Below are 17,751 nucleotides of genomic sequence, written 5' to 3'. Positions count from 1 at the left end.
CCAAGGGAACAACCATTGGCGGCATCCCGCGCCTTGCCTCGCGCACGTTGGCATCGCAACGCGGTTCGTCACCAAACGTCAACAGACCCTGGGGCTCAAAGCGTATTGCTCATCGCGGTCACCAACACAGGGTCGTGACTATAGATATCCGGGGCATACAGCAATCGGCCATGGTCGTCGGCTTGCACGGTCCAGTAGCTGAGCAGGATCGGCATGGGCACCGACAACCTGAATTCGTGCGTGCGCCCGGTGGCCAGCAGCTCGGTGGTGCGCAGGCGTTCCGCCGGGTTCAACAGCAGGTCGCGTAGCTGCATGGCATGCTCGACCCGCACGCAACCTGAGCTGAAGGCCCGTGGCCCTTTCTGGAACAGCGCCTGGCTAGGGGTGTCGTGCAAGTACACGGAAAACGGATTGGGGAAGCGCACGGCCATCTGCCCCAGCGGATTTCTCGGCCCGGCGTCCTGGCGCAGGAGGATGTTACCCGGGTTGTCCCAGTCGACTTCCTCCGCTGCCAGCGGATTGCCGTCACGGTCGAGCACCCGCAGGTTCTGCCGGCTGAGAAATGCCTGGTCGCGACGAATTTCCGGCAGCTTGTCTTCACGCATGATGGTCGGCGGCACCGTCCAGGTCGGGTTCAGCGTCAGGCGTGTGACGTGGGACTTCAACAACGGGGTCTGGCGCTCGGCACGCCCGACCTGGGTACGGGTCTGCCAGACCGGGACACCGTCCTGGAACACGGTCAACTGGGCGGCGGCCACGTTGACCAGCAGGCTGTCGGGCTCCATGTCCTGGGCCAGCCAGCGAAAACGCTCGAGGTTGATGCGCAGCTGTTCACGTCGCACCTGCGAGCTGATGTTCAATTCGGTCAAGGTGCCCGGCCCGATAACGCCATCGGCTTGCAGCGAATGGCTGAGCTGGAAACTTTTTACCGCGCCGGCCAACTCAGCGGTGTAATCCGTGCCGACCAGCACCGGCATGTAGGGCAAGTAGCCCTCGCTGAACAGCCGCTGAGCCAGTCCAGGTATGCGTGCATCCTGCATGCCGGGACGCAATAGAGGCCCGCTGGCCACTACCGGCCAATGGGGCAGCAATTGCTGACGCTGCAGGGAGTAGACCTCGCGCAGGCTGCGGTATTGCTCAAGGCCCGGGCGGGCGGCGTCAAAGGCCGCCGCCATGTCCTGCAAGCCGGATCCGGCAATGGCCAGCAGTTCGGTATTGCGATCCAGCTGGGATGGCTGGGCACGCCACATCGGTTCGAAACGGCTTTGCTGCAAGCGCCCGTAACGCAGTTCCCGCAGGGCTTGCAGGTAACGCAGGCTGATGCCGATATCGGTACACAGCGGGCCACCCACCGCCTCTTCCTTGGGCAGGCTATAGCGGTGAGGGTCCAGGCCGTCATCGACCAACTGCGCCAACTGCGCCTGCAGAGCCGGCAAGCGCTCGTCGCCCGACCACACCGGGGCCTGGTCTTGCTGCTGGTAAAACGCCTGCACCAACGCCAGCGCCGAAGCATCCGGGCGCATTTTCAGGCCCGGGCAATCCACCGCTAACTGGGTCAGCGCCAATGGCAGCGGCGCGGCGTGATCAGCGAGCTCATTCTGGGCAGTCGCGACCAACGGCACAGCGAGCAGATAAAGGCTCAAGTAACATGCGTGCTTTTTGAACAACTGCTTTACTCCAATCCATGGCCGTCTGGTTTTGACGGTCGACCTCTGCGGCAGGTGCGGCGAGCGTCAGGCGAGTCCGTAAACGGACCTGCCCGGGGAGCGACAGGAAGTCGGGAGCCAACAGAAACAATGAGGACTCTCTACCCATGCTGACTTTTTTGCGCCGGATCTGTCTGGCAGTCACCACCCTTGGCGCCCTCTGCAGTCCGGCGCTCGCCGCCAGCACCACTCATCAGGCGTTGTATAACAGCCTCGCGCACGCGGCGCCGGAACTCAATCCCCAAGCGCTAAAAAGTGCCCTGAGCGCCATGCAGTGCGCGGTCAACAATGGCGCCCGGCGGGCCGAGCACCTGGCCGTGATCGATTACTCGCAGCCGTCCACGGCGCGACGCCTGTGGATCTTCGACCTGCGCAAGAAAGCCCTGGTGCTGCGCGACCTGGTGGCCCACGGGCAAATGTCCGGCGAAAACTTTGCCACCCAATTCTCCAACCGCGTGGGCAGCTACCAGTCCAGCCTGGGGCTGTTTCGCACTCAGGAAAGTTATCAGGGCGCCCACGGCTACTCCCTGCGCATGGATGGCCTGGAGCCCGGTTTCAATGACCTGGCCCGTGATCGGGCGATCGTGATTCATGCCGCGGACTACGTCAGCCCGTTGTGGAGCGAACGCCAGGGCCGCATCGGCCGCAGTCAGGGCTGCCCGGCGGTACGGCCACAGGTGGCACGCCAGGTGATCGACAAACTCAAGGACGGCCAGTTCATGTTTTCCTGGTATCCGGACCAGCGCTGGTTGAAGTCATCGCCCTATCTCAACTGCCAGCCGCGCCAGGTGGCCAGCATCCTTGCCAACAACAAAGGCTAGCCGGTCACCTGAAAGGCTCCGCACAGGCGATTTTCCAAAGGGAGACCATGACAGCCACTTTGCCGATTCGCTCACCCTGCCCACCCGGTGCCTGCGATTGCGGGCGTGACCAGTTGCTGGAATCAGCCGGCACTGATGCGCGCATCCTGCAACTGACCCGGCATGAGGAAAAGCGCCTGCTCGAACGTCTGGAAAACCTGCAGAGCCTGACCGATCTGCAGCGCCTGCAGCAGCGGATGCACGAGCAACTGGGCATTCGCGTGGAAATCACCCCCAGCTTCCATGAAGTGCGCAGCATGCGCGGCATCGGCATTCGGCTGCTGGAGCTGCCCGGGTTGTGTCGCAAGACTCGCCAGACCATCCCCGCCGCCATTCGGCGTGGCCTGGAAAACCACCCGGAAATTGCCTACGAACTGCTCAACGCACACGACCTGTTGCGCGATGCCTGAGCCGGTGCAACAAGCACCCCACTCTTTCGGGTGGTGCCCTTGGATTCAGCTGCCAGTTTTCACCTTGCTCCACACCCGGGTTCTCACCCGCTCCATCGAAATCGGCCAGCATGGCGATGACGTTGCGGCTCGGGGTATGGAGCGCCCGCCCCGGTAGCTCAGGCACCGCCATCTTCGTGGCGAGGGCGCTTGCTCCCGCTCAGGAAGCGAAGCGGCCCTTAAAGTGATGGACACTGTCTTTCTGACGGAACACGTGGCCTTGCTGGGGCCGCTGCGCAGCCCAGCGGGAGCAAGCTCCCTCGCCACGGTGATCGACCTCGGCACGATGATTCACAGCGTGCCGTGCATAGTGGCCAGCAGCACATTGACCTCGGGAAACCTGGAAATGAAATCCGCCGGCATGGCGGTGACCTTGCGGCTCGGGTAGTCGAAAAACACAAAGCCCGATTTCGCCAGGGCAATCAGCGTGCCGTCGGCCGGACGGGTGATGCGAAAGATGATGTCGCCGCCATACGTGTTCAGGTCCATCAGCCCCACCTCGAACAGCAACTGATCCCGGGCATGGGCTTCGGCGCGGTAGACCGTCGCCAGGTCCGTCACGATGATGTCGTCGATGTTCACCCCGTACTCAAACAACATCCGCGCACGCGCCTCGGAAATCATCGAGATCATCGAGTCGTTGGCCAGGTGATGGGCGGCGTTGACGTCCGTCACCCGGACAGTCAACGCGGTGGCATAGAAAAACGGGTTCTGCGGGAAATCCAGGTGCAGGCGGGCCATGCTGATTCTCATCAAGGGAAAAGAGTTGGCCACTGTTGTTCAGCCGTGGGCAAACAGCGTCAGCGCTATCAGACAATTTGCGATCATGGGGCAGCCGCAAGCGCTGATGGCCCACGCTCCAGGTCAGCGATATTTGCATTCATGACCGCACGCCTAGAAGATGGCGACAGCACGATCGCTTCGGCGCTGACTATCCTGATGTTATCGAGCCTGTCGGCCCGCTCTCATCGTTCTCAGGGAATTTAGAATGACAGCAAGACAAGTAATCAATGCTTCGGTGAGCCCCAAAGGCAGCCTGGAAACACTGTCCCAACGCGAAGTTCAACAATTGAGCGCCGCAGGTTCAGGCAGCATCTACTCTCTCTTTCGCCAATGCGCCCTGGCCATCCTCAATACCGGCGCCCATGTCGACAACGCCAAGACCATCCTGGAAGCCTATCGGGACTTCGAGATTCGCATTCATCAACAAGACCGTGGTGTACGCCTGGAGTTGCTCAACGCACCGGCGGACGCCTTCGTCGACGGCGAAATGATCGCCAGCACCCGCGAAATGCTGTTCAGCGCCCTGCGTGACATCGTGTACACCGAGAACGAACTGGACAGCCAGCGCATCGACCTCGACTCCTCGCAAGGCATCAGCGACTACGTATTCCACCTGCTGCGCAACGCCCGTACCCTGCGCCCCGGCGTGGAACCCAAGATTGTCGTGTGCTGGGGCGGTCACTCGATCAGCAGCGAGGAATACCAGTACACCAAAAAGGTCGGCCACGAACTCGGCCTGCGCAGCCTGGACGTCTGCACCGGTTGCGGGCCGGGGGTCATGAAGGGCCCGATGAAGGGCGCCACCATTTCCCACGCCAAGCAACGGATCATCAACGGCCGCTACCTGGGCCTGACGGAGCCCGGCATCATTGCCGCCGAGGCGCCGAACCCGATCGTCAACGAACTGGTGATCCTGCCCGACATCGAGAAGCGCCTGGAGGCCTTCGTGCGTGTCGGCCACGGCATCATCATTTTCCCGGGTGGCGCCGGCACGGCCGAGGAGTTCCTCTACCTGCTCGGGATCCTGATGCACCCGGACAACCGCGACCTGCCCTTCCCGGTCGTCCTGACCGGCCCGCGCAGCGCAGAACCCTACCTGCAGCAGTTGCACGCGTTCGTCGGTGCCACCCTGGGTGAAGAGGCCCAGAGTCACTACGAGATCATCATCGACGACCCGGCCGAGGTCGCCCGGCAGATGGTCCAGGGGCTCAAGGAGGTCAAGCAGTTCCGCCGCGAGCGTAACGATGCGTTCCATTTCAACTGGCTGCTGAAGATCGACGAAGGCTTCCAGCGCCCGTTCGACCCCACCCACGAAAACATGGCCGGCCTGCAACTGCGCCACGACCTGCCCGCCCATGAACTGGCGGCTAACCTGCGCCGTGCGTTTTCCGGGATCGTCGCCGGCAACGTCAAGGACAAGGGCATTCGCCTGATCGAAGAACATGGCCCTTACGAGATCAACGGCGACGCGGCCGTCATGCAGCCGCTGGACAAACTGCTGCAAGCCTTTGTGGCCCAACACCGCATGAAGCTGCCAGGTGGCGCCGCGTATGTCCCGTGCTATCGGGTCATCAGTTAAGCGCACCCTCGACTGACCGGCCCGGAACCCAGGTTCCGGGTCTGCACAGGCCCCAGCCCCCGCCTTACGATTGCTCCCACTGCGCCACCTGCCGGGCACTGATACTCACCCCGCCACAGACCACGATCACCACATCGTGGGCATCGGCAATGGCCGGGTGGTCCAGATAGGCCACGGCCAGCGAAACACCGCACGCCGGTTCCACCAATTGGCGCAAATCATCGGCATAACGCACGACCCCCATGATGGCGTCGGCATCCGGCAATACCACGCAGGTGTGCAGGAACCGACCGATGTGCTGCACCGGCCACTGCGCCACCTGCAATGCGCCCAGTGAGCTGGCAACACTGTTGATCCCGGCGAGCTTGACCGGATGCCCGGCCTTGAGCGCCGCCGCGAATGAGGCCGTGCCCTCGGTTTCGCAGGCGATGATCCGGCAATCCAGCCGGGCGTGGCGGATCAGTCCGGTGAGCACGCCAGCCAGCAAGCCACCACCACCGACCGACAGCACCACCGTGTCGACCTGAGGGCAGTCCTCAAGGATCTCATCGACCATCGTGCTGTGCCCTTCCCACAGTGTCGGGTGGTCGAACGCCGGCACGTATTCGGTATCGGCGTCCCTGGCCAGTTCCAGCGCCAACTGATTGGCCTCGTCCCAGACCTTGCCGTGCACCCTCACCTCGGCCCCGGTCCTGGCAATGCGCGCCCGGGTCGATTCAGGGGTGGTGTCCGGCACAATGATGATCGCCGCCAGGCCCAATGCCGCCGCTGCGACAGCGGTGGCATAGCCGGCATTGCCACCGGAGGGGCAGACCACTTTCTGCTTGCCCTGCAAGGTCGCCTCGGTACACAGCAGGCCCATGCCGCGCATTTTGAAAGAGCCGCCGGGTTGCAGGTTTTCCAGCTTGAGCCAGATGCGCCGGCTCGCGGTGCTCAGCCCCGGGTGCAGCACCAGGGGTGTTCTGATATGCAGCATTAGGGCCTCCCGACACGACCGGATGGACGGCAACCCGCTAGCGGTGCCGACTGAAAATGCGCTGTACACCTCAGTCTAGCCTCCGCCGCCCTCACCCACGCGAGCCTGCCGATTACCGCACGGCGGGAACTGCCAGGGCCGCAGTCCCCGGGTGCCTATACTCACATGCGTTGATCCTCGCGCCGGAGAGCCGTCATGCGCACCGTTCACATCATCGAAGCCGACCAGACCCCGGCGCCCGTCAAGGTCGTGGGCGAAAACATCACCATCCTCGCCGAGGGCGACCTGAGCAAACCCTTCGAAATGCATATCCAGGAAGGCGTACAGGGCGGCGGCCCGCCCCCGCATTTCCACCCCTGGGACGAAGCCTTCTACGTCATCGACGGCCAGGTCGAAATCACCGTGGATGGCTGTTCCACCACCATGACCCGCGGCGGTTATGTGCATATCCCGGCCGGCACGATCCACGCTTACAAAAACCTCAGCGCCCGCGCCAAGATCATCGGGGTGGTCTCCGATCCCAGGGGCGGCAAGCTGTTCACCGCCCTGGATCAACTCAAGGTGCCCGAGGACCTGCCGCAGATCCTGGCGATTGCCGAGCAGTTCGGCGTTACCTTTCTACCGTGGGCCGCACATGATTAGACAGGCGGCGACCGGCCCGTGCAGGAGCAACCGTCATTTCGCGCCGTAGACGTCGAAATCGAAGTACTTGTCGTTGATCCGCGCGTACGTGCCGTTGGCCAGAATCGTCGCCAGCGCCTTGTTCAGGTCCTCGCGCAACTCGAGGTCGTCCTTGCGCACACCGATTCCATCACCGACGCCAAAGAACTCGGGGTGATCCAGGGTGCCACCGGCAAAGGTGTAGTCCTTGCCCACCGGCTTGTTGAGAAACCCGTAGCTGGCCTGGATCGAGCCCTGCAGCGAAGCATCGAGCCGACCTACCACCAGGTCGGCATAGACCTGGTCCTGGTTCTGATAGGACAGGACCTCCACGCCCTGGGTGCCCCAGACGGCTTTGGCAAAGGCCTCCTGGGTCGAGCCCTGCTCCACGCCGACGCGCTTGCCCTTGAGCGACTCGACGCTGGGCTGCAGGTCCGCCCCACGTTTGATGACCAGGCGGGCCGGTGCGTTGGACACTTTGTCGGTAAAGGCAATCCGGGTCTGGCGCTTGGGGGTGACGGTCATCGACGACGCAATGGCGTCGAACTTGTGGGCCAGCAGTCCCGGAATCATCCCGTCCCAGCTGCTTTCAACCCAGACGCATTTGGCCTTCAGCTCTGCACACAGGGCGTGGGCGATGTCGACGCCAAAACCGGTCAGCGTGCCATCCTGGTTTTTGTATTCCAACGGTGGGTACGTCGGGTCAACCGCCAGCCTCAACACTTTGCCGGACCAGTCGGCCGCACCGGCCAGGCCGGATGCCGAGATCAACACCAGTGAAACCGCCGCAATCATCTTGTTCATGGTTATTTTCCTCCAGGGAGCTCGCCGAGCCGGGTTGCCAATACGTGGGTACAGGCGGGTTGCCTGAACCACTGCGCCTCAGCGCAGAAAACCTTCCACCAGCTTCACCCAATAACTCGCGCCTATCGGCAGGCAGGCATCGTTGAAGTCGTAACCGGGGTTATGCAGCAAACAGCCGCTGTCGCCCTGACCATTACCGATCACCAGGTAACTGCCGGGGCATTGTTGCAGAATGAACGCAAAGTCTTCACTGGCGGTAAAGGGCCGCAGGTCATCGATCAACTGCCCCGCTCCCAGCCAGTCTTCTGCGACCTGGCGGGCGAACGCGGTCTGCTCGGGATCGTTGATCAACACCGGATGACAATGCTGGTAGTCGATGTCGGCCCGCGCCCCGAAACTGGCAGCCTGCCCCTGCACCAGGTCGGTGATCCGCCGTTCAAGCAAGCCGCGCACCTCGGGGGTCAGCGCGCGCACGCTCAGGCTCATCTCGGCGGATTCGGGAATCACATTCGACGCGCTCCCGGCATGGATCGAACCCACGGTGATAATCGCCATCTCCTGCGGGCTGACGTTGCGCGAGACGATACTTTGCAAGGCGATCACGATCGATGCGCAGACCACCACCGGGTCGACCGCCTTGTGCGGTACCGCACCATGGCCGCCCGTGCCAATGACCTTGATCGTCACCGTATCGGCGCTGGCCATGAATGGGCCACTGTAGAAACCCAGTTGCCCCGCCGGATAGCCCGGCACGTTGTGCATGGCAAACACCGCATCGCAGGGGAAGCGCTCGAGCAGCCCGTCTTCGAGCATTGTTCTTGCGCCACCCAGGCCCTCTTCGGCCGGTTGGAAAATCAGCTGCACGGTGCCATTGAAGTCCCGGGTGTGGGCCAGGTGCCTGGCTGCTGCCAGCAGGGTGGCGGTATGGCCATCGTGGCCGCAGGCATGCATCACACCGTCGACCCGGCTGGCATAAGGCAAGCCGGTGGCTTCCTGAATCGGCAGTGCATCCATGTCGGCGCGCAGCCCGATGGAGCGCCCCGCGCCATTGCGCAATGTTGCAACCACGCCGGTCTTGCCCACGCCGGTGCTGACGTCATAGCCCCACCGGCTCAGGCACTGCGCCACCAGCGCACTGGTGGCGAACTCCTCGAACCCAAGCTCGGGATGGGCGTGTATGCGTTGACGCAGGCTGATCATTTCCTCTTGCTGTGCAGCGATTCCCGGCAAAACATGACCCGCGTCCACGGCACTACTCCTCGGTAGATTCAGTCGGCGGCCAGAGCCTGACCGACATTGCTGGCGTCGATCTTAGGCACTGGAATACCGGCTGGGGAGGCTCAGTTTGGTTATGATGACAACCCAGGGTTGTCATCAGGGTGAGCGCATGAAGCTGCATCAATTACAAGCGCTGGTCGCCAGTGCCGAAACCGGCAGCATCCGCGCCGCCGCCCGCTCGCTGGAGGTGTCCCAGGCAGCCGTCACCAAGGCCTTGCGTGAACTGGAAAGCACTCAGCAACTGCCACTGTTCGTCAGAACCCCCAGCGGCCTGAGTTTCACCGATTACGGCAAGGTGCTGCTGACCCACGCCCGGCTGGTGCTCAAGCAACTGGAGCATGCGCAAACCGAACTCGATCATCTGCGCGGCAAGGCCCGGGGCCGGCTCTGCGTCGGGGTCACGCCCTGGGTCGCGCTGACCTTCCTGCCGGAAGTGGTATTGGCCTTTCGCGCACGCATGCCGGACATTCAGCTGGAACTGTTCGAAAGCCTGATGGCGGTGGCCCAGCCGTTGCTGCGTGACGGCAGCATGGATTTCGCCATTGGCCAATTGCACCCGACCCAGGCGACCACGGAATTTGCCTGCGAAACCCTGCTGGACTACCAGACCTCGGTGCTGGTGCGCCAGGGCCACCCGCGACAAGGGGCACGGTCATTGCACGAACTGCTGGATCTGGACTGGACCCTGAACTATGCACCCGACGGCCACGACGCCTTGATGCAGGAATTGTTCTGGAAGCACAACGCGCAGATCGACGAGAAACGCATCGTCCGCGCCCATTCACTGGCGATTTTGCAAATGATGGTGGAGCGGGCGGACATGTGTACCTGGGGGCCGTCGCTGCTGAGCACCGCCCCGCCCTTCCTCGGACGCCTGGTGTCGCTGGAGCTGGAGGAGCAATTCGAGCCGCGTCAACTGAGCATCGTCACTCGTCGCAATGGCGCACTCAGCCAGCCGGCGCTGTGCTTCACCGATTGCCTGTTGCAGGTCATTCGACGCCATGCCCGCTCCGCGAAACAGGCAGACCGGGCGCTTTTCCAGACGCTGCGTGTGTTGGTCTGAAACGCGGGCGCCCAGCCGCCGGTCACCCCTCCAGCGGCCATTGGGCCAATGCCCGATAACGGCCTTTATGGGATTCGAACAGCACGAAGTGCCTGGCGCTGAGCTGAAAATCCGGGGCCGTCGCCGACTCAGGAACCGACGCACGGTAATCACGCATCAAGGTCAGGTGCGGGCGAAACTCCCGTGGCGCGTCCTCCAGCCCGAGCGGCAGCATCGCTTGCTGCAAGGCATACACCAGCTCAAGCAATGGCCGCGACGCCTGCTCCGGAGCGAGGAGCAGGATACCGGCCCGGCGCCAGACATCCAGGCGGTCGAGGGCCACCCTCAGCGGCTCGCCTGGTGGTCGAACCGCCGCGGCCGCGCTGCAGATCGCCGGAATCTGCCGGACCGGCACAGCCCCCAGAAACATCAGGGTCAGGTGAAAGTTCTCGGCCGGTACCGGCCGCCCAAGAGATTGCCTCAGGGCACTGCGCCATTGGGCGATCGCCCGGCGCTGCGCTAGCGCACAAGGCAAGGCGAAAAACAAACGCTTGAAGGGTTCGCGTTGTTCATCAGGTCCGTTGTTCATGTCCACGACCTCGAGGCTTCCACGCTGGTTACTGCTCGGGGACAACCACGCGAAAGCGGATGTTGATCTCGTTGGAGACCACCCCGAAATCCGCCCACTCACCCTCGCCAATATCAAAGTCGGCGCGCTTGAGGATGAAGTTGCCATCAAAAATGCCAATGGCGCTCTCCGGCTTCAAGGTGATCTGAGCGCCCACCCCTCGGGTCAAGCCCTTGAGCGTCAGTAACCCTTCGACCTGGTAACGGTTATTGCCCAGCGCCGTCACCCGGTTCGAGACAAACCGGGCCTGCGGGTAGACGGCCGTGTTGAACCAGCCCGTTTTTTTCAGTTCGCTGTTGGCGTCACGGTTGCCGACATCGATGCTGTCCAGATCAATGGTCAGCGCTGCACGAGCCGCCGCCGGGTTCGCCGAGTCGAAGTCGATGGTCGCCTCGAACCTGCTGAAGGTGCCGTACACTCGCGACCCCATCTGGTGGTAGGTGAAGGTGATCTGGCTGGCGGTCGCATTCACCTGCTGGTACCGGGCCGCGTCGGCACCGATCGGCACCGCGAAGGCCAGCATGACCAACCAGGCACTTGCGCGCACAACTCGATCGCTCATGGGTGGCTCCAAAGGGTGAGCGGGCTCATGGGTGAGGTTTTTGTCGTCGGGGCAGCATGCGCTCAAGCACCTCATCACGGTCAACGAAATGATGCTTGAGCGCAGCACCGGTATGGATGAGCACCAGCGCCAGCAACAGGTAATTCAGTGCCTGGTGCAACACTATGAGGCGCTCCCCCAGCCCGACGTCCCTGGCCAGCAAGTCGGGTAACGGCAGGACGCCGAACCAGGAGGTCTGGAAGCCCAGGGCTGAACTCATCAACCAGCCGCTCAGTGGAATGACGAGCATCAACCCGTACATCAACCCATGATTGACATGGGACATCCACCGCCACACCGGGGCCACCGTGGCGGGCAACGGTGGCGCGGGATGGCTCAAGCGCCAGCCCAGCCTGATCAGCACCAGCAGGAACAGGGTTACCCCGGCCCATTTGTGCCACGCGTACAGCTTCAGCTTGGTGGGTGACAGGGCAAGGTCGGGCATGTAGAGGCCCAGCGCAAAGGTACCGATCAGCCCCAGCGCCACCAGCCAATGCAGATAAATCGCCGTGCGGGTATATCGATCATTCATGAGCGCTCCGTGACGACCGACGCGGTGCCCGATGCAACGACACTGCCTGAGGAGGTTCGCTACATTGTTGATCCGTACCGGTGCCTGTGCAAATCCAATAAGCAGGCCTTGCCCCTAATGCCGATCAGTTAAGCCAAAGACCAGCCGAACATAGAACCCGTGGCGAGGGAGCTTGCTCCCGCTGGGGCGCAAAGCGGCCCTGTTTTGGGGCTGCTACGCAGCCCAGCGGGAGCAAGCTCCCTCGCCACAGGTTTCGTGTTCGGCTTTATTTCTCTTAACTGACCGGCATTAGGCCTTGCCCCCGGTATTGTGGTTAAAATGCCGCCCTCTCACATTGCTGGCCCCTGCTCGATGAACCCTGACGCCCTCGCCACCCTGCACAACCACTTGTTGACGGCCCTGGCAGCGATACCCAATGAAACCCGTCGCCTGTTTCACGGCCGGGGTCGCTGCTGGCCAGGACTGGAGCAACTGACCGTCGACTGGATGCAAGGCATCGTGCTGGTCGCGTTGTTCAAGGAGCCCGAGCCGCAACAGCTGGAGGCGCTCAAAGCGCTGCTGCTGCAGATCAGCCAGTCGCCCGAATGGCAACAGTCCGGCGCCCACTCCTTGCTGCTGCAACACCGCTACCTGCCGCAAAGCACCACCGAATGGCTGCTGGGACAGGAAGTCGAGGAATGGACGCTCACCGAAGGCGGCCTGCGCTACCGGATTGACCTGGGCAAAAAGCAGAACAACGGACTGTTCCTGGACATGCGTTACGGGCGCAATTGGGTCAAGGCCAATGCCCAGGGCAAACGGGTCCTGAACCTGTTCGCCTACACCTGCGGCTTTTCCGTGGCGGCCATCGAAGGCGGCGCCGAGCATGTGGTCAACCTGGACATGTCCCGCGCTGCCCTGAGCCGGGGCCGTGACAACCATCGGCTCAACGGGCATGACCTGGGCAAAGTGAGCTTTCTCGGTCACGACCTGTTCAAGTCCTGGGGCAAGGTCATCAACAACGGGCCTTACGACCTGGTGATCATCGACCCGCCGTCCTTTCAGAAAGGCAGCTTCCTGCTGACCAAGGACTACCAGCGCGTACTGCGCCGCCTGCCGGAACTGCTCAGTCCCCGGGGCACGGTACTGGCCTGCATGAACGACCCGGCCTTCGGTCCGGACTTCCTGATCGACGGCGTCACCCGCGAGGCCCCCGCCCTGCACTTTGCACAACGCCTGGAAAACCCGCCGGAGTTTCCCGATACCGACGTGCAAAGCGGCTTGAAGGCCCTGGTGTTCACCCTGGCAGAGTAAGCACGCAAAGCACCGCCGTCGAAACACTGAAAAGCCCGTCCCGGCTGACGATGGGCCGATCAGCATGCCCAACGGAAGGCCACCGTCTATCGGCCCATGGGAATGGCTGCTGGATAGTGCTTACATTGAGTAGATGCTGTTCACTCGACTGCAGCCCCCGCACCTGCAGGCAGAGCCCTTGCACTTGTCCAGCGGCACGGCGTCGGCGCGGGGCATGAATACCCGGCCGGGCACTGGTTGGAGACAGGACATGAAAATCGTCGTTATCGGCGGTACGGGCCTGATCGGCAAAGCGCTCTGCAACAAACTGCAGGAGATGGGCCATGAAGCCCTGGCCGCATCGCCAAGTCGCGGCGTCAACACCCTCACCGGAGAAGGACTGCAAACCGCCTTGCACGGCGCCGAGGTGGTGGTCGACGTATCGAACTCACCGTCATTCGAGGACGTCGCCGTCCTGGCCTTCTTTGAAACCTCCGGACGCAACCTGCTCAAGGCCGAGGCCGCCGCCGGCATCCAGCACCATGTAGCGCTGTCGGTGGTGGGTACCGAGCGGATGCTGGACAGTGGTTATTTCCGGGCCAAGATGGCTCAGGAACAACTGATCAAGGACTCGGGTATCCCCTACACCCTGTTGCGGGCCACGCAGTTTTTCGAGTTCATCGAGAGCATTGCGCAATCCGGGTGCGAAGGCAGTTGCATCCGGTTGACCACTGCCGACCTGCAACCGGTCGCCTCGAGTGACGTCGCGACGGCACTGGCGAAAATCGCCGTGCAGGCACCCGCCAACCAGACCCTGGAGGTAGCCGGTCCCGATCGCTGGCCGCTGGTGGAGTTTGCCCGTGTATGGCTGCACCACAATCACGATCCGCGCCAGGTCGTCGCCGACGATAAGGCCCATTACTTCGGTGCGCAGATCGATGACTTGTCCCTGACACCCGGGAACCAACCGATCATCGGACCGACCCGCTTCGAAACCTGGCTGAAAAGCCAGGCCTGACGGCTCAGGCTCCTGTTGAGGGCGGCCCGATGCCGGTGCTGGCGGTGACGACGCAGTCGGGTTGATTCAGCGCCTCGCCCGCCAGCACCCATTGCAGGAACGCTTCGCACGATAGCGGCGCAGAGAACAGATTGCCCTGCCCGACCTCATACCCCTGGGCCTGGAGAATGTCACGCTGGACGACATGCTCGATACCTTCGGCCACCACCAGCAGGCACAGCCCCTTGCCAATGCCGATGACCGATTCGCTCAAGGCACGACAGGAACCATCGCGCTCCAGATCGTCGACAAAACTCTTGTCCAGTTTCAGCTCACTGATCGGCAGATGGCGCAGGTACCCCAGGCTGGAGTAACCCGTGCCAAAGTCATCGATGGCCAGGCGCACACCCAGTGCATGCAGGTCCCGCAGGGTTTGTTCCGGCCCCGGGCTGCTGGACAGCAGCACGCCCTCTGTCACTTCCACGCACAAATCGGCAGGCTGCAACGCCCATCGCTGCAATTGCTGGGCGATCTGCCCCGCCAGGTTCAGATTCTGGAAATTGAGCGGGGACAGATTGATCGACAGGGAAGGCACCGTCACGCCTTGTCGACGCCACTGCGCCAGGTGCTCACAAGCCACCCTCAGGACCCATTGGCTCAGGTCGTTGATCAACCCGCACTCCTCCGCCAGGGGGATGAACCGATCGGGCGAGATACTGCCCAGGGTCGGATGGTTCCAGCGCGCCAGTGCCTCGACGCCCACCAGGCGCCCAGTCTTCAATGCCACTTGTGGCTGATACACCAGCACCAGCCCATCGTTGGCCAGGGCATCACGCAGCGCGGTCTCCAGCATCAAGCGCCCCAGGGCAATCTGGTTCATTTCCTCGAGAAAGAAGCGCAAGCTGCCAGGTTCCGTGCGCTTGGCCTGGTACATCGCGATATCGGCACACTGCAGCAGGCTCTCCATATCCTGCCCGTCACCGGGGAACATGCTGATGCCGATACTGGCCGACAGCACCACGGAGGTGCCGGCAATACTGGCCGGTAAACCCAGGATTATTTTCAGTCGTTCAAGAAAGCCGGTGACCCGCGTGGCATTGATCCTGGGCAGCACCAGCACGAACTCATCGCCGGACAAGCGCCCGGCGATGTCCGACTTCCGAAGCACGCTGCGCAAGCGTTGCGCCATGACTTGCAGCAACTCGTCGCCGGCGGCATGCCCCAGGGCATCGTTGACCTGCTTGAAGCGATCCAGATCGATAAACAGCACCGCAAGCTCGGCCTGTTCCTGCTCCACCTCGACCAGGCAGCGTTGCGCTTGAGCCAGCAGGAAGTCGCGATTGGGCAGGCCGGTCAAGGCATCGTAGAAGGCCATCCGGCGAATGGATTGCCGGGCCTCTTCACGCTCCAGCGCCAGCATGCACAGGTGCGTCCCGGCCGTGACCAGGTGCGCATGCAGCGGATCCGGTGCGCGGCATTCCCTGAAGTACAGCGCAAAGGTCGCCGCCACCCGTCCGGCGCCATTGCGCACGGGAATCGACCAGCACGCGCGCAACCCTGCCTGTTCGGCCAGCGGCCGGTATTGCACCCACAGCGGGTCATGATTGATGTCGGTGACCAGCACCGGCTCGCCGCGATAGGCCGCCGTACCGCACGACCCGGCCACGGGGCCTATGGACAAGCCTTCGATTGCCCTGGAGTAATCCGTCGGCAAGCCAGGACCGGCCAGCGGGTGCAGGATCCCGTCCGGGTCCACGCTCAGGATCGAGACGATGACTTCAGGCGCAATGCGCTCAATCTCCTGGCACAGCAGGGTCAACACGTCTTCGAGCGGTTCCTCTTTCAACAACGCCCCGATGACTTTTTCCTGTAGTACCTCGTGCAACTTTGAGCGGGTAATGTCGGTCAGTACGATCACGATGTTGTCGACCTTGCCTTGGGCATCGAACACCGGGGTGGACGAAACATGCACCCACAACCGTTGGCCGTTGCGCTTGCGGATCAGCGCACTGGCTTCGCTGGACTGCCCCAGCAGCACCCCTTCCAGCGCCGTATGCGCAGAGGCGTCAGCCAGACCGTCGGCAACAAAGAACATCATGGGCGAATGCCCGATCACCTCCTCGCGTCCATATCCCAGCAATTGCACGAGCCCGTCATTGACATAGATCAGGCGCGTATCGGCGTCGACGATGCAGGTGGCCGAACTGGTGACATTGACCGACATCGACAGCAAGCGGTGCTCGATATCTTTCAACCGTGCCTGGGTAATGTCCTTGAGGAAAGCGGCATACAGGATCCGGTCCGGCAAGGTGATCTTCGAGATGGACATGGCGCCCCAGCGCTCTTCACCATCCTGGCGCGCGATGCGCACATCGCGGCTGACCCCGACGATCTTGTTGACCCCGGTCTCGCGGTTCGCGCTGACATAACCATCGTGGTGGGCGCGTATGGCCTCGGGCACCAGCGAACTGACATTGCTGCCCAGCACGTCCAGGCGAGGACAGCCCCAAAAGCGCTCGGCCGCGGCATTGAAAAACACTACGTTGTTCAGGTCATCAATGACCACCACCGCATCCACTGCCTGTTCCAGGGTCTGCACGAAAAAGTCTTGCGCATCCCGGGCACTTGCCAGCCTGACTCTGGTGTCCATTGCTGTCACTTGTTCAAGCCACCACTGACCCGCATCCCTGACTGCAGGTGGGGCGCCATAGGAACCCTCGGAACTGGAAGGAGTCCTTGATCGCAGTAACGCTAAATACGGTTTTCTGATAGTGAACAGTGGGGTTTATTCACTTTTGTACGACAACGACGGCACCGTTCTGCCGGTGCAAAATCACAGGATAGTCGCGAAATGATGGCCCTATCGGAAATAGTCAGGCAGCTCGTCAGCCCGAGGAAATACCTGCGCTGCATACGACTAGCGGTACTTGAGCCCGCCGCCCCATCTTTCTACGATAACTTTACGCAATGGCTTGAGTGCTCCAGCCGTTGCGTGAGTGGCGAGTGTTCTGAACCCCAATCAAGCTCGCCACTGGTTCCACGTGCATCTTGAGCCTCTGGGCTCTACTTCCTCCCCATCAAAGAGCTTTGAGGCTCTTTTTTTGACCGGAAAAAGTGCCACAGGCACTCAAGCCCGGTACTTGCCCACCATGCTGTCCGCTACGGGGTCGCACGGGCATTGCCTGGGCACCTGAAACAAACCGGTCGCCCCTTCCGCCCCACCTGTTCTGCCAGATACAGCCAGATGCGCAGTAGGACATTTCCTGATTTTTTACAGCCTATTGAGGCTAGAAATCAGACCTGCTTAAAGTGGTGGTCTGCGGCAACATCGATCACACCTTCCCCTCGAAAACGTTGACGAGCGCTGGCTGACCGACGAACGCCGGCCACTCGACAAGGAGTCCCCATGCCCCGTCAAAGCGACCTGCGCTTCACCTTCGAGCCCCTGCAAGGCGATGCCTTCGAGGTGGTCGAGTTCGAGCTGGAAGAGGGCCTGTCCCGACCCTTCAAGCTGACCCTGGACCTGGCCAGCCACGACCCGGCCATCGACTTCAACCGCGTGCTCGACCTGCCGGCCCTGTTCA

17 protein-coding genes are annotated in these 17,751 nt (G+C 62.4%); 8 read left to right on the top strand and 9 right to left on the bottom strand.

Going from position 1 to position 17,751, the window contains the following annotated elements; genetic code table 11:
* Positions 1-95 precede the first annotated feature (95 nt).
* Positions 96-1,667 carry a murein L,D-transpeptidase gene (locus CKW25_RS23785; protein WP_095083130.1) on the bottom strand — a complete coding sequence of 524 codons (1,572 nt, stop codon included), beginning with the start codon at positions 1,665-1,667 and terminating at the stop codon, positions 96-98.
* 146 nt (positions 1,668-1,813) lie between these two features.
* On the opposite strand from CKW25_RS23785, the gene CKW25_RS23780 reads away from it, so the two are divergent.
* Together CKW25_RS23780 and CKW25_RS23775 are read left to right on the top strand one after the other, a co-directional pair.
* The gene (locus CKW25_RS23780; protein ID WP_095083128.1) at positions 1,814-2,527 is read left to right on the top strand and encodes a murein L,D-transpeptidase catalytic domain family protein; all 714 of its coding nucleotides are present in this window, start codon (positions 1,814-1,816) and stop codon (positions 2,525-2,527) included.
* 47 nt (positions 2,528-2,574) lie between these two features.
* Positions 2,575-2,976, top strand: coding sequence for a hypothetical protein (locus tag CKW25_RS23775; protein WP_095083126.1), 402 nt, complete (start codon positions 2,575-2,577; stop codon positions 2,974-2,976).
* 330 nt (positions 2,977-3,306) lie between these two features.
* Here CKW25_RS23775 and CKW25_RS23770 read toward each other — a convergent pair whose 3' ends face one another.
* On the bottom strand, positions 3,307-3,756 hold the full coding sequence (locus tag CKW25_RS23770; protein ID WP_095083124.1) for a thioesterase family protein: 450 nt from the start codon (positions 3,754-3,756) through the stop codon (positions 3,307-3,309).
* On the opposite strand from CKW25_RS23770, the gene CKW25_RS26730 reads away from it, so the two are divergent.
* Both CKW25_RS26730 and ppnN read left to right on the top strand, forming a co-directional pair.
* Complete coding sequence (locus CKW25_RS26730; protein ID WP_172736626.1) at positions 3,755-3,901, top strand: hypothetical protein; 147 nt, start codon at positions 3,755-3,757, stop codon at positions 3,899-3,901. The two genes, CKW25_RS23770 and CKW25_RS26730, sit on opposite strands and share 2 nt — an antisense overlap.
* Positions 3,902-4,003: 102 nt before the next feature.
* Positions 4,004-5,377 (top strand): nucleotide 5'-monophosphate nucleosidase PpnN, encoded by a 1,374-nt coding sequence (gene ppnN / locus CKW25_RS23765; protein ID WP_095083122.1) that lies wholly within the window; start codon positions 4,004-4,006, stop codon positions 5,375-5,377.
* A 64-nt stretch (positions 5,378-5,441) separates the two neighbouring features.
* Here ppnN and CKW25_RS23760 read toward each other — a convergent pair whose 3' ends face one another.
* Positions 5,442-6,353 (bottom strand): pyridoxal-phosphate dependent enzyme, encoded by a 912-nt coding sequence (locus tag CKW25_RS23760; RefSeq protein WP_095083120.1) that lies wholly within the window; start codon positions 6,351-6,353, stop codon positions 5,442-5,444.
* 195 nt (positions 6,354-6,548) lie between these two features.
* On the opposite strand from CKW25_RS23760, the gene CKW25_RS23755 reads away from it, so the two are divergent.
* Positions 6,549-6,995: a cupin domain-containing protein gene (locus CKW25_RS23755; protein ID WP_095083118.1), complete on the top strand. Its 447-nt coding sequence runs from the start codon at positions 6,549-6,551 to the stop codon at positions 6,993-6,995.
* Positions 6,996-7,028: 33 nt separating this feature from the next.
* Here CKW25_RS23755 and CKW25_RS23750 read toward each other — a convergent pair whose 3' ends face one another.
* Positions 7,029-7,817 carry an ABC transporter substrate-binding protein gene (locus CKW25_RS23750; protein ID WP_095083116.1) on the bottom strand — a complete coding sequence of 263 codons (789 nt, stop codon included), beginning with the start codon at positions 7,815-7,817 and terminating at the stop codon, positions 7,029-7,031.
* 78 nt (positions 7,818-7,895) lie between these two features.
* Positions 7,896-9,017, bottom strand: coding sequence for a M20 aminoacylase family protein (locus CKW25_RS23745; RefSeq protein WP_095083204.1), 1,122 nt, complete (start codon positions 9,015-9,017; stop codon positions 7,896-7,898).
* 187 nt (positions 9,018-9,204) lie between these two features.
* Here CKW25_RS23745 and CKW25_RS23740 point away from each other — a divergent pair, with 187 nt between their 5' ends.
* Entirely contained in the window at positions 9,205-10,158 is a 954-nt protein-coding gene (locus CKW25_RS23740; protein ID WP_095083203.1) for a LysR substrate-binding domain-containing protein, read from the top strand.
* A 22-nt stretch (positions 10,159-10,180) separates the two neighbouring features.
* Here CKW25_RS23740 and thpR read toward each other — a convergent pair whose 3' ends face one another.
* The 3 genes from thpR to CKW25_RS23725 are packed head-to-tail and all read right to left on the bottom strand — an operon-like array spanning position 10,181 to position 11,898.
* Positions 10,181-10,726 carry an RNA 2',3'-cyclic phosphodiesterase gene (gene thpR, locus CKW25_RS23735; protein WP_095083114.1) on the bottom strand — a complete coding sequence of 182 codons (546 nt, stop codon included), beginning with the start codon at positions 10,724-10,726 and terminating at the stop codon, positions 10,181-10,183.
* Positions 10,727-10,754: 28 nt separating this feature from the next.
* Positions 10,755-11,327, bottom strand: coding sequence for a YceI family protein (locus tag CKW25_RS23730; RefSeq protein ID WP_095083112.1), 573 nt, complete (start codon positions 11,325-11,327; stop codon positions 10,755-10,757).
* Between the two features lie 25 nt (positions 11,328-11,352).
* Positions 11,353-11,898, bottom strand: coding sequence for a cytochrome b (locus CKW25_RS23725; RefSeq protein WP_095083110.1), 546 nt, complete (start codon positions 11,896-11,898; stop codon positions 11,353-11,355).
* Between the two features lie 351 nt (positions 11,899-12,249).
* Here CKW25_RS23725 and CKW25_RS23720 point away from each other — a divergent pair, with 351 nt between their 5' ends.
* Positions 12,250-13,191: a class I SAM-dependent methyltransferase gene (locus CKW25_RS23720; protein ID WP_095083108.1), complete on the top strand. Its 942-nt coding sequence runs from the start codon at positions 12,250-12,252 to the stop codon at positions 13,189-13,191.
* A gap of 250 nt (positions 13,192-13,441) precedes the next feature.
* Positions 13,442-14,188, top strand: a complete 747-nt coding sequence (locus tag CKW25_RS23715) for an SDR family oxidoreductase (RefSeq protein WP_095083106.1) — start codon at positions 13,442-13,444, stop codon at positions 14,186-14,188.
* Positions 14,189-14,192: 4 nt separating this feature from the next.
* Here the strand turns inward: CKW25_RS23715 and CKW25_RS23710 are convergent, their stop codons facing one another.
* Complete coding sequence (locus CKW25_RS23710) at positions 14,193-16,817, bottom strand: EAL domain-containing protein (protein WP_095083104.1); 2,625 nt, start codon at positions 16,815-16,817, stop codon at positions 14,193-14,195.
* Between the last annotated feature and the right edge of the window lie 934 nt (positions 16,818-17,751).

Origin of the sequence: Pseudomonas sp. Irchel s3h17 (genome assembly GCF_900187505.1) — a bacterium.
Classification (GTDB): Bacteria; Pseudomonadota; Gammaproteobacteria; order Pseudomonadales; family Pseudomonadaceae; genus Aquipseudomonas.
Note: the sequence above shows the minus strand (reverse complement) of the source record. Positions and strands in the feature narration are given on the sequence as shown.

What these genes read in the sequence shown, in the direction of transcription:
- CKW25_RS23780 (WP_095083128.1), top strand. Translation starts at nt 1,814, where the DNA reads ATGCTGACTTTTTTGCGCCGGATCTGTCTGGCAGTCACCACCCTTGGC.
- CKW25_RS23775 (WP_095083126.1), top strand. Translation starts at nt 2,575, where the DNA reads ATGACAGCCACTTTGCCGATTCGCTCACCCTGCCCACCCGGTGCCTGC.
- CKW25_RS26730 (WP_172736626.1), top strand. Translation starts at nt 3,755, where the DNA reads ATGCTGATTCTCATCAAGGGAAAAGAGTTGGCCACTGTTGTTCAGCCG.
- CKW25_RS23770 (WP_095083124.1), bottom strand. Translation starts at nt 3,756, where the DNA reads ATGGCCCGCCTGCACCTGGATTTCCCGCAGAACCCGTTTTTCTATGCC.
- ppnN (WP_095083122.1), top strand. Translation starts at nt 4,004, where the DNA reads ATGACAGCAAGACAAGTAATCAATGCTTCGGTGAGCCCCAAAGGCAGC.
- CKW25_RS23760 (WP_095083120.1), bottom strand. Translation starts at nt 6,353, where the DNA reads ATGCTGCATATCAGAACACCCCTGGTGCTGCACCCGGGGCTGAGCACC.
- CKW25_RS23755 (WP_095083118.1), top strand. Translation starts at nt 6,549, where the DNA reads ATGCGCACCGTTCACATCATCGAAGCCGACCAGACCCCGGCGCCCGTC.
- CKW25_RS23750 (WP_095083116.1), bottom strand. Translation starts at nt 7,817, where the DNA reads ATGAACAAGATGATTGCGGCGGTTTCACTGGTGTTGATCTCGGCATCC.
- CKW25_RS23745 (WP_095083204.1), bottom strand. Translation starts at nt 9,017, where the DNA reads ATGATCAGCCTGCGTCAACGCATACACGCCCATCCCGAGCTTGGGTTC.
- CKW25_RS23740 (WP_095083203.1), top strand. Translation starts at nt 9,205, where the DNA reads ATGAAGCTGCATCAATTACAAGCGCTGGTCGCCAGTGCCGAAACCGGC.
- thpR (WP_095083114.1), bottom strand. Translation starts at nt 10,726, where the DNA reads ATGAACAACGGACCTGATGAACAACGCGAACCCTTCAAGCGTTTGTTT.
- CKW25_RS23730 (WP_095083112.1), bottom strand. Translation starts at nt 11,327, where the DNA reads ATGAGCGATCGAGTTGTGCGCGCAAGTGCCTGGTTGGTCATGCTGGCC.
- CKW25_RS23725 (WP_095083110.1), bottom strand. Translation starts at nt 11,898, where the DNA reads ATGAATGATCGATATACCCGCACGGCGATTTATCTGCATTGGCTGGTG.
- CKW25_RS23720 (WP_095083108.1), top strand. Translation starts at nt 12,250, where the DNA reads ATGAACCCTGACGCCCTCGCCACCCTGCACAACCACTTGTTGACGGCC.
- CKW25_RS23715 (WP_095083106.1), top strand. Translation starts at nt 13,442, where the DNA reads ATGAAAATCGTCGTTATCGGCGGTACGGGCCTGATCGGCAAAGCGCTC.
- CKW25_RS23710 (WP_095083104.1), bottom strand. Translation starts at nt 16,817, where the DNA reads ATGGACACCAGAGTCAGGCTGGCAAGTGCCCGGGATGCGCAAGACTTT.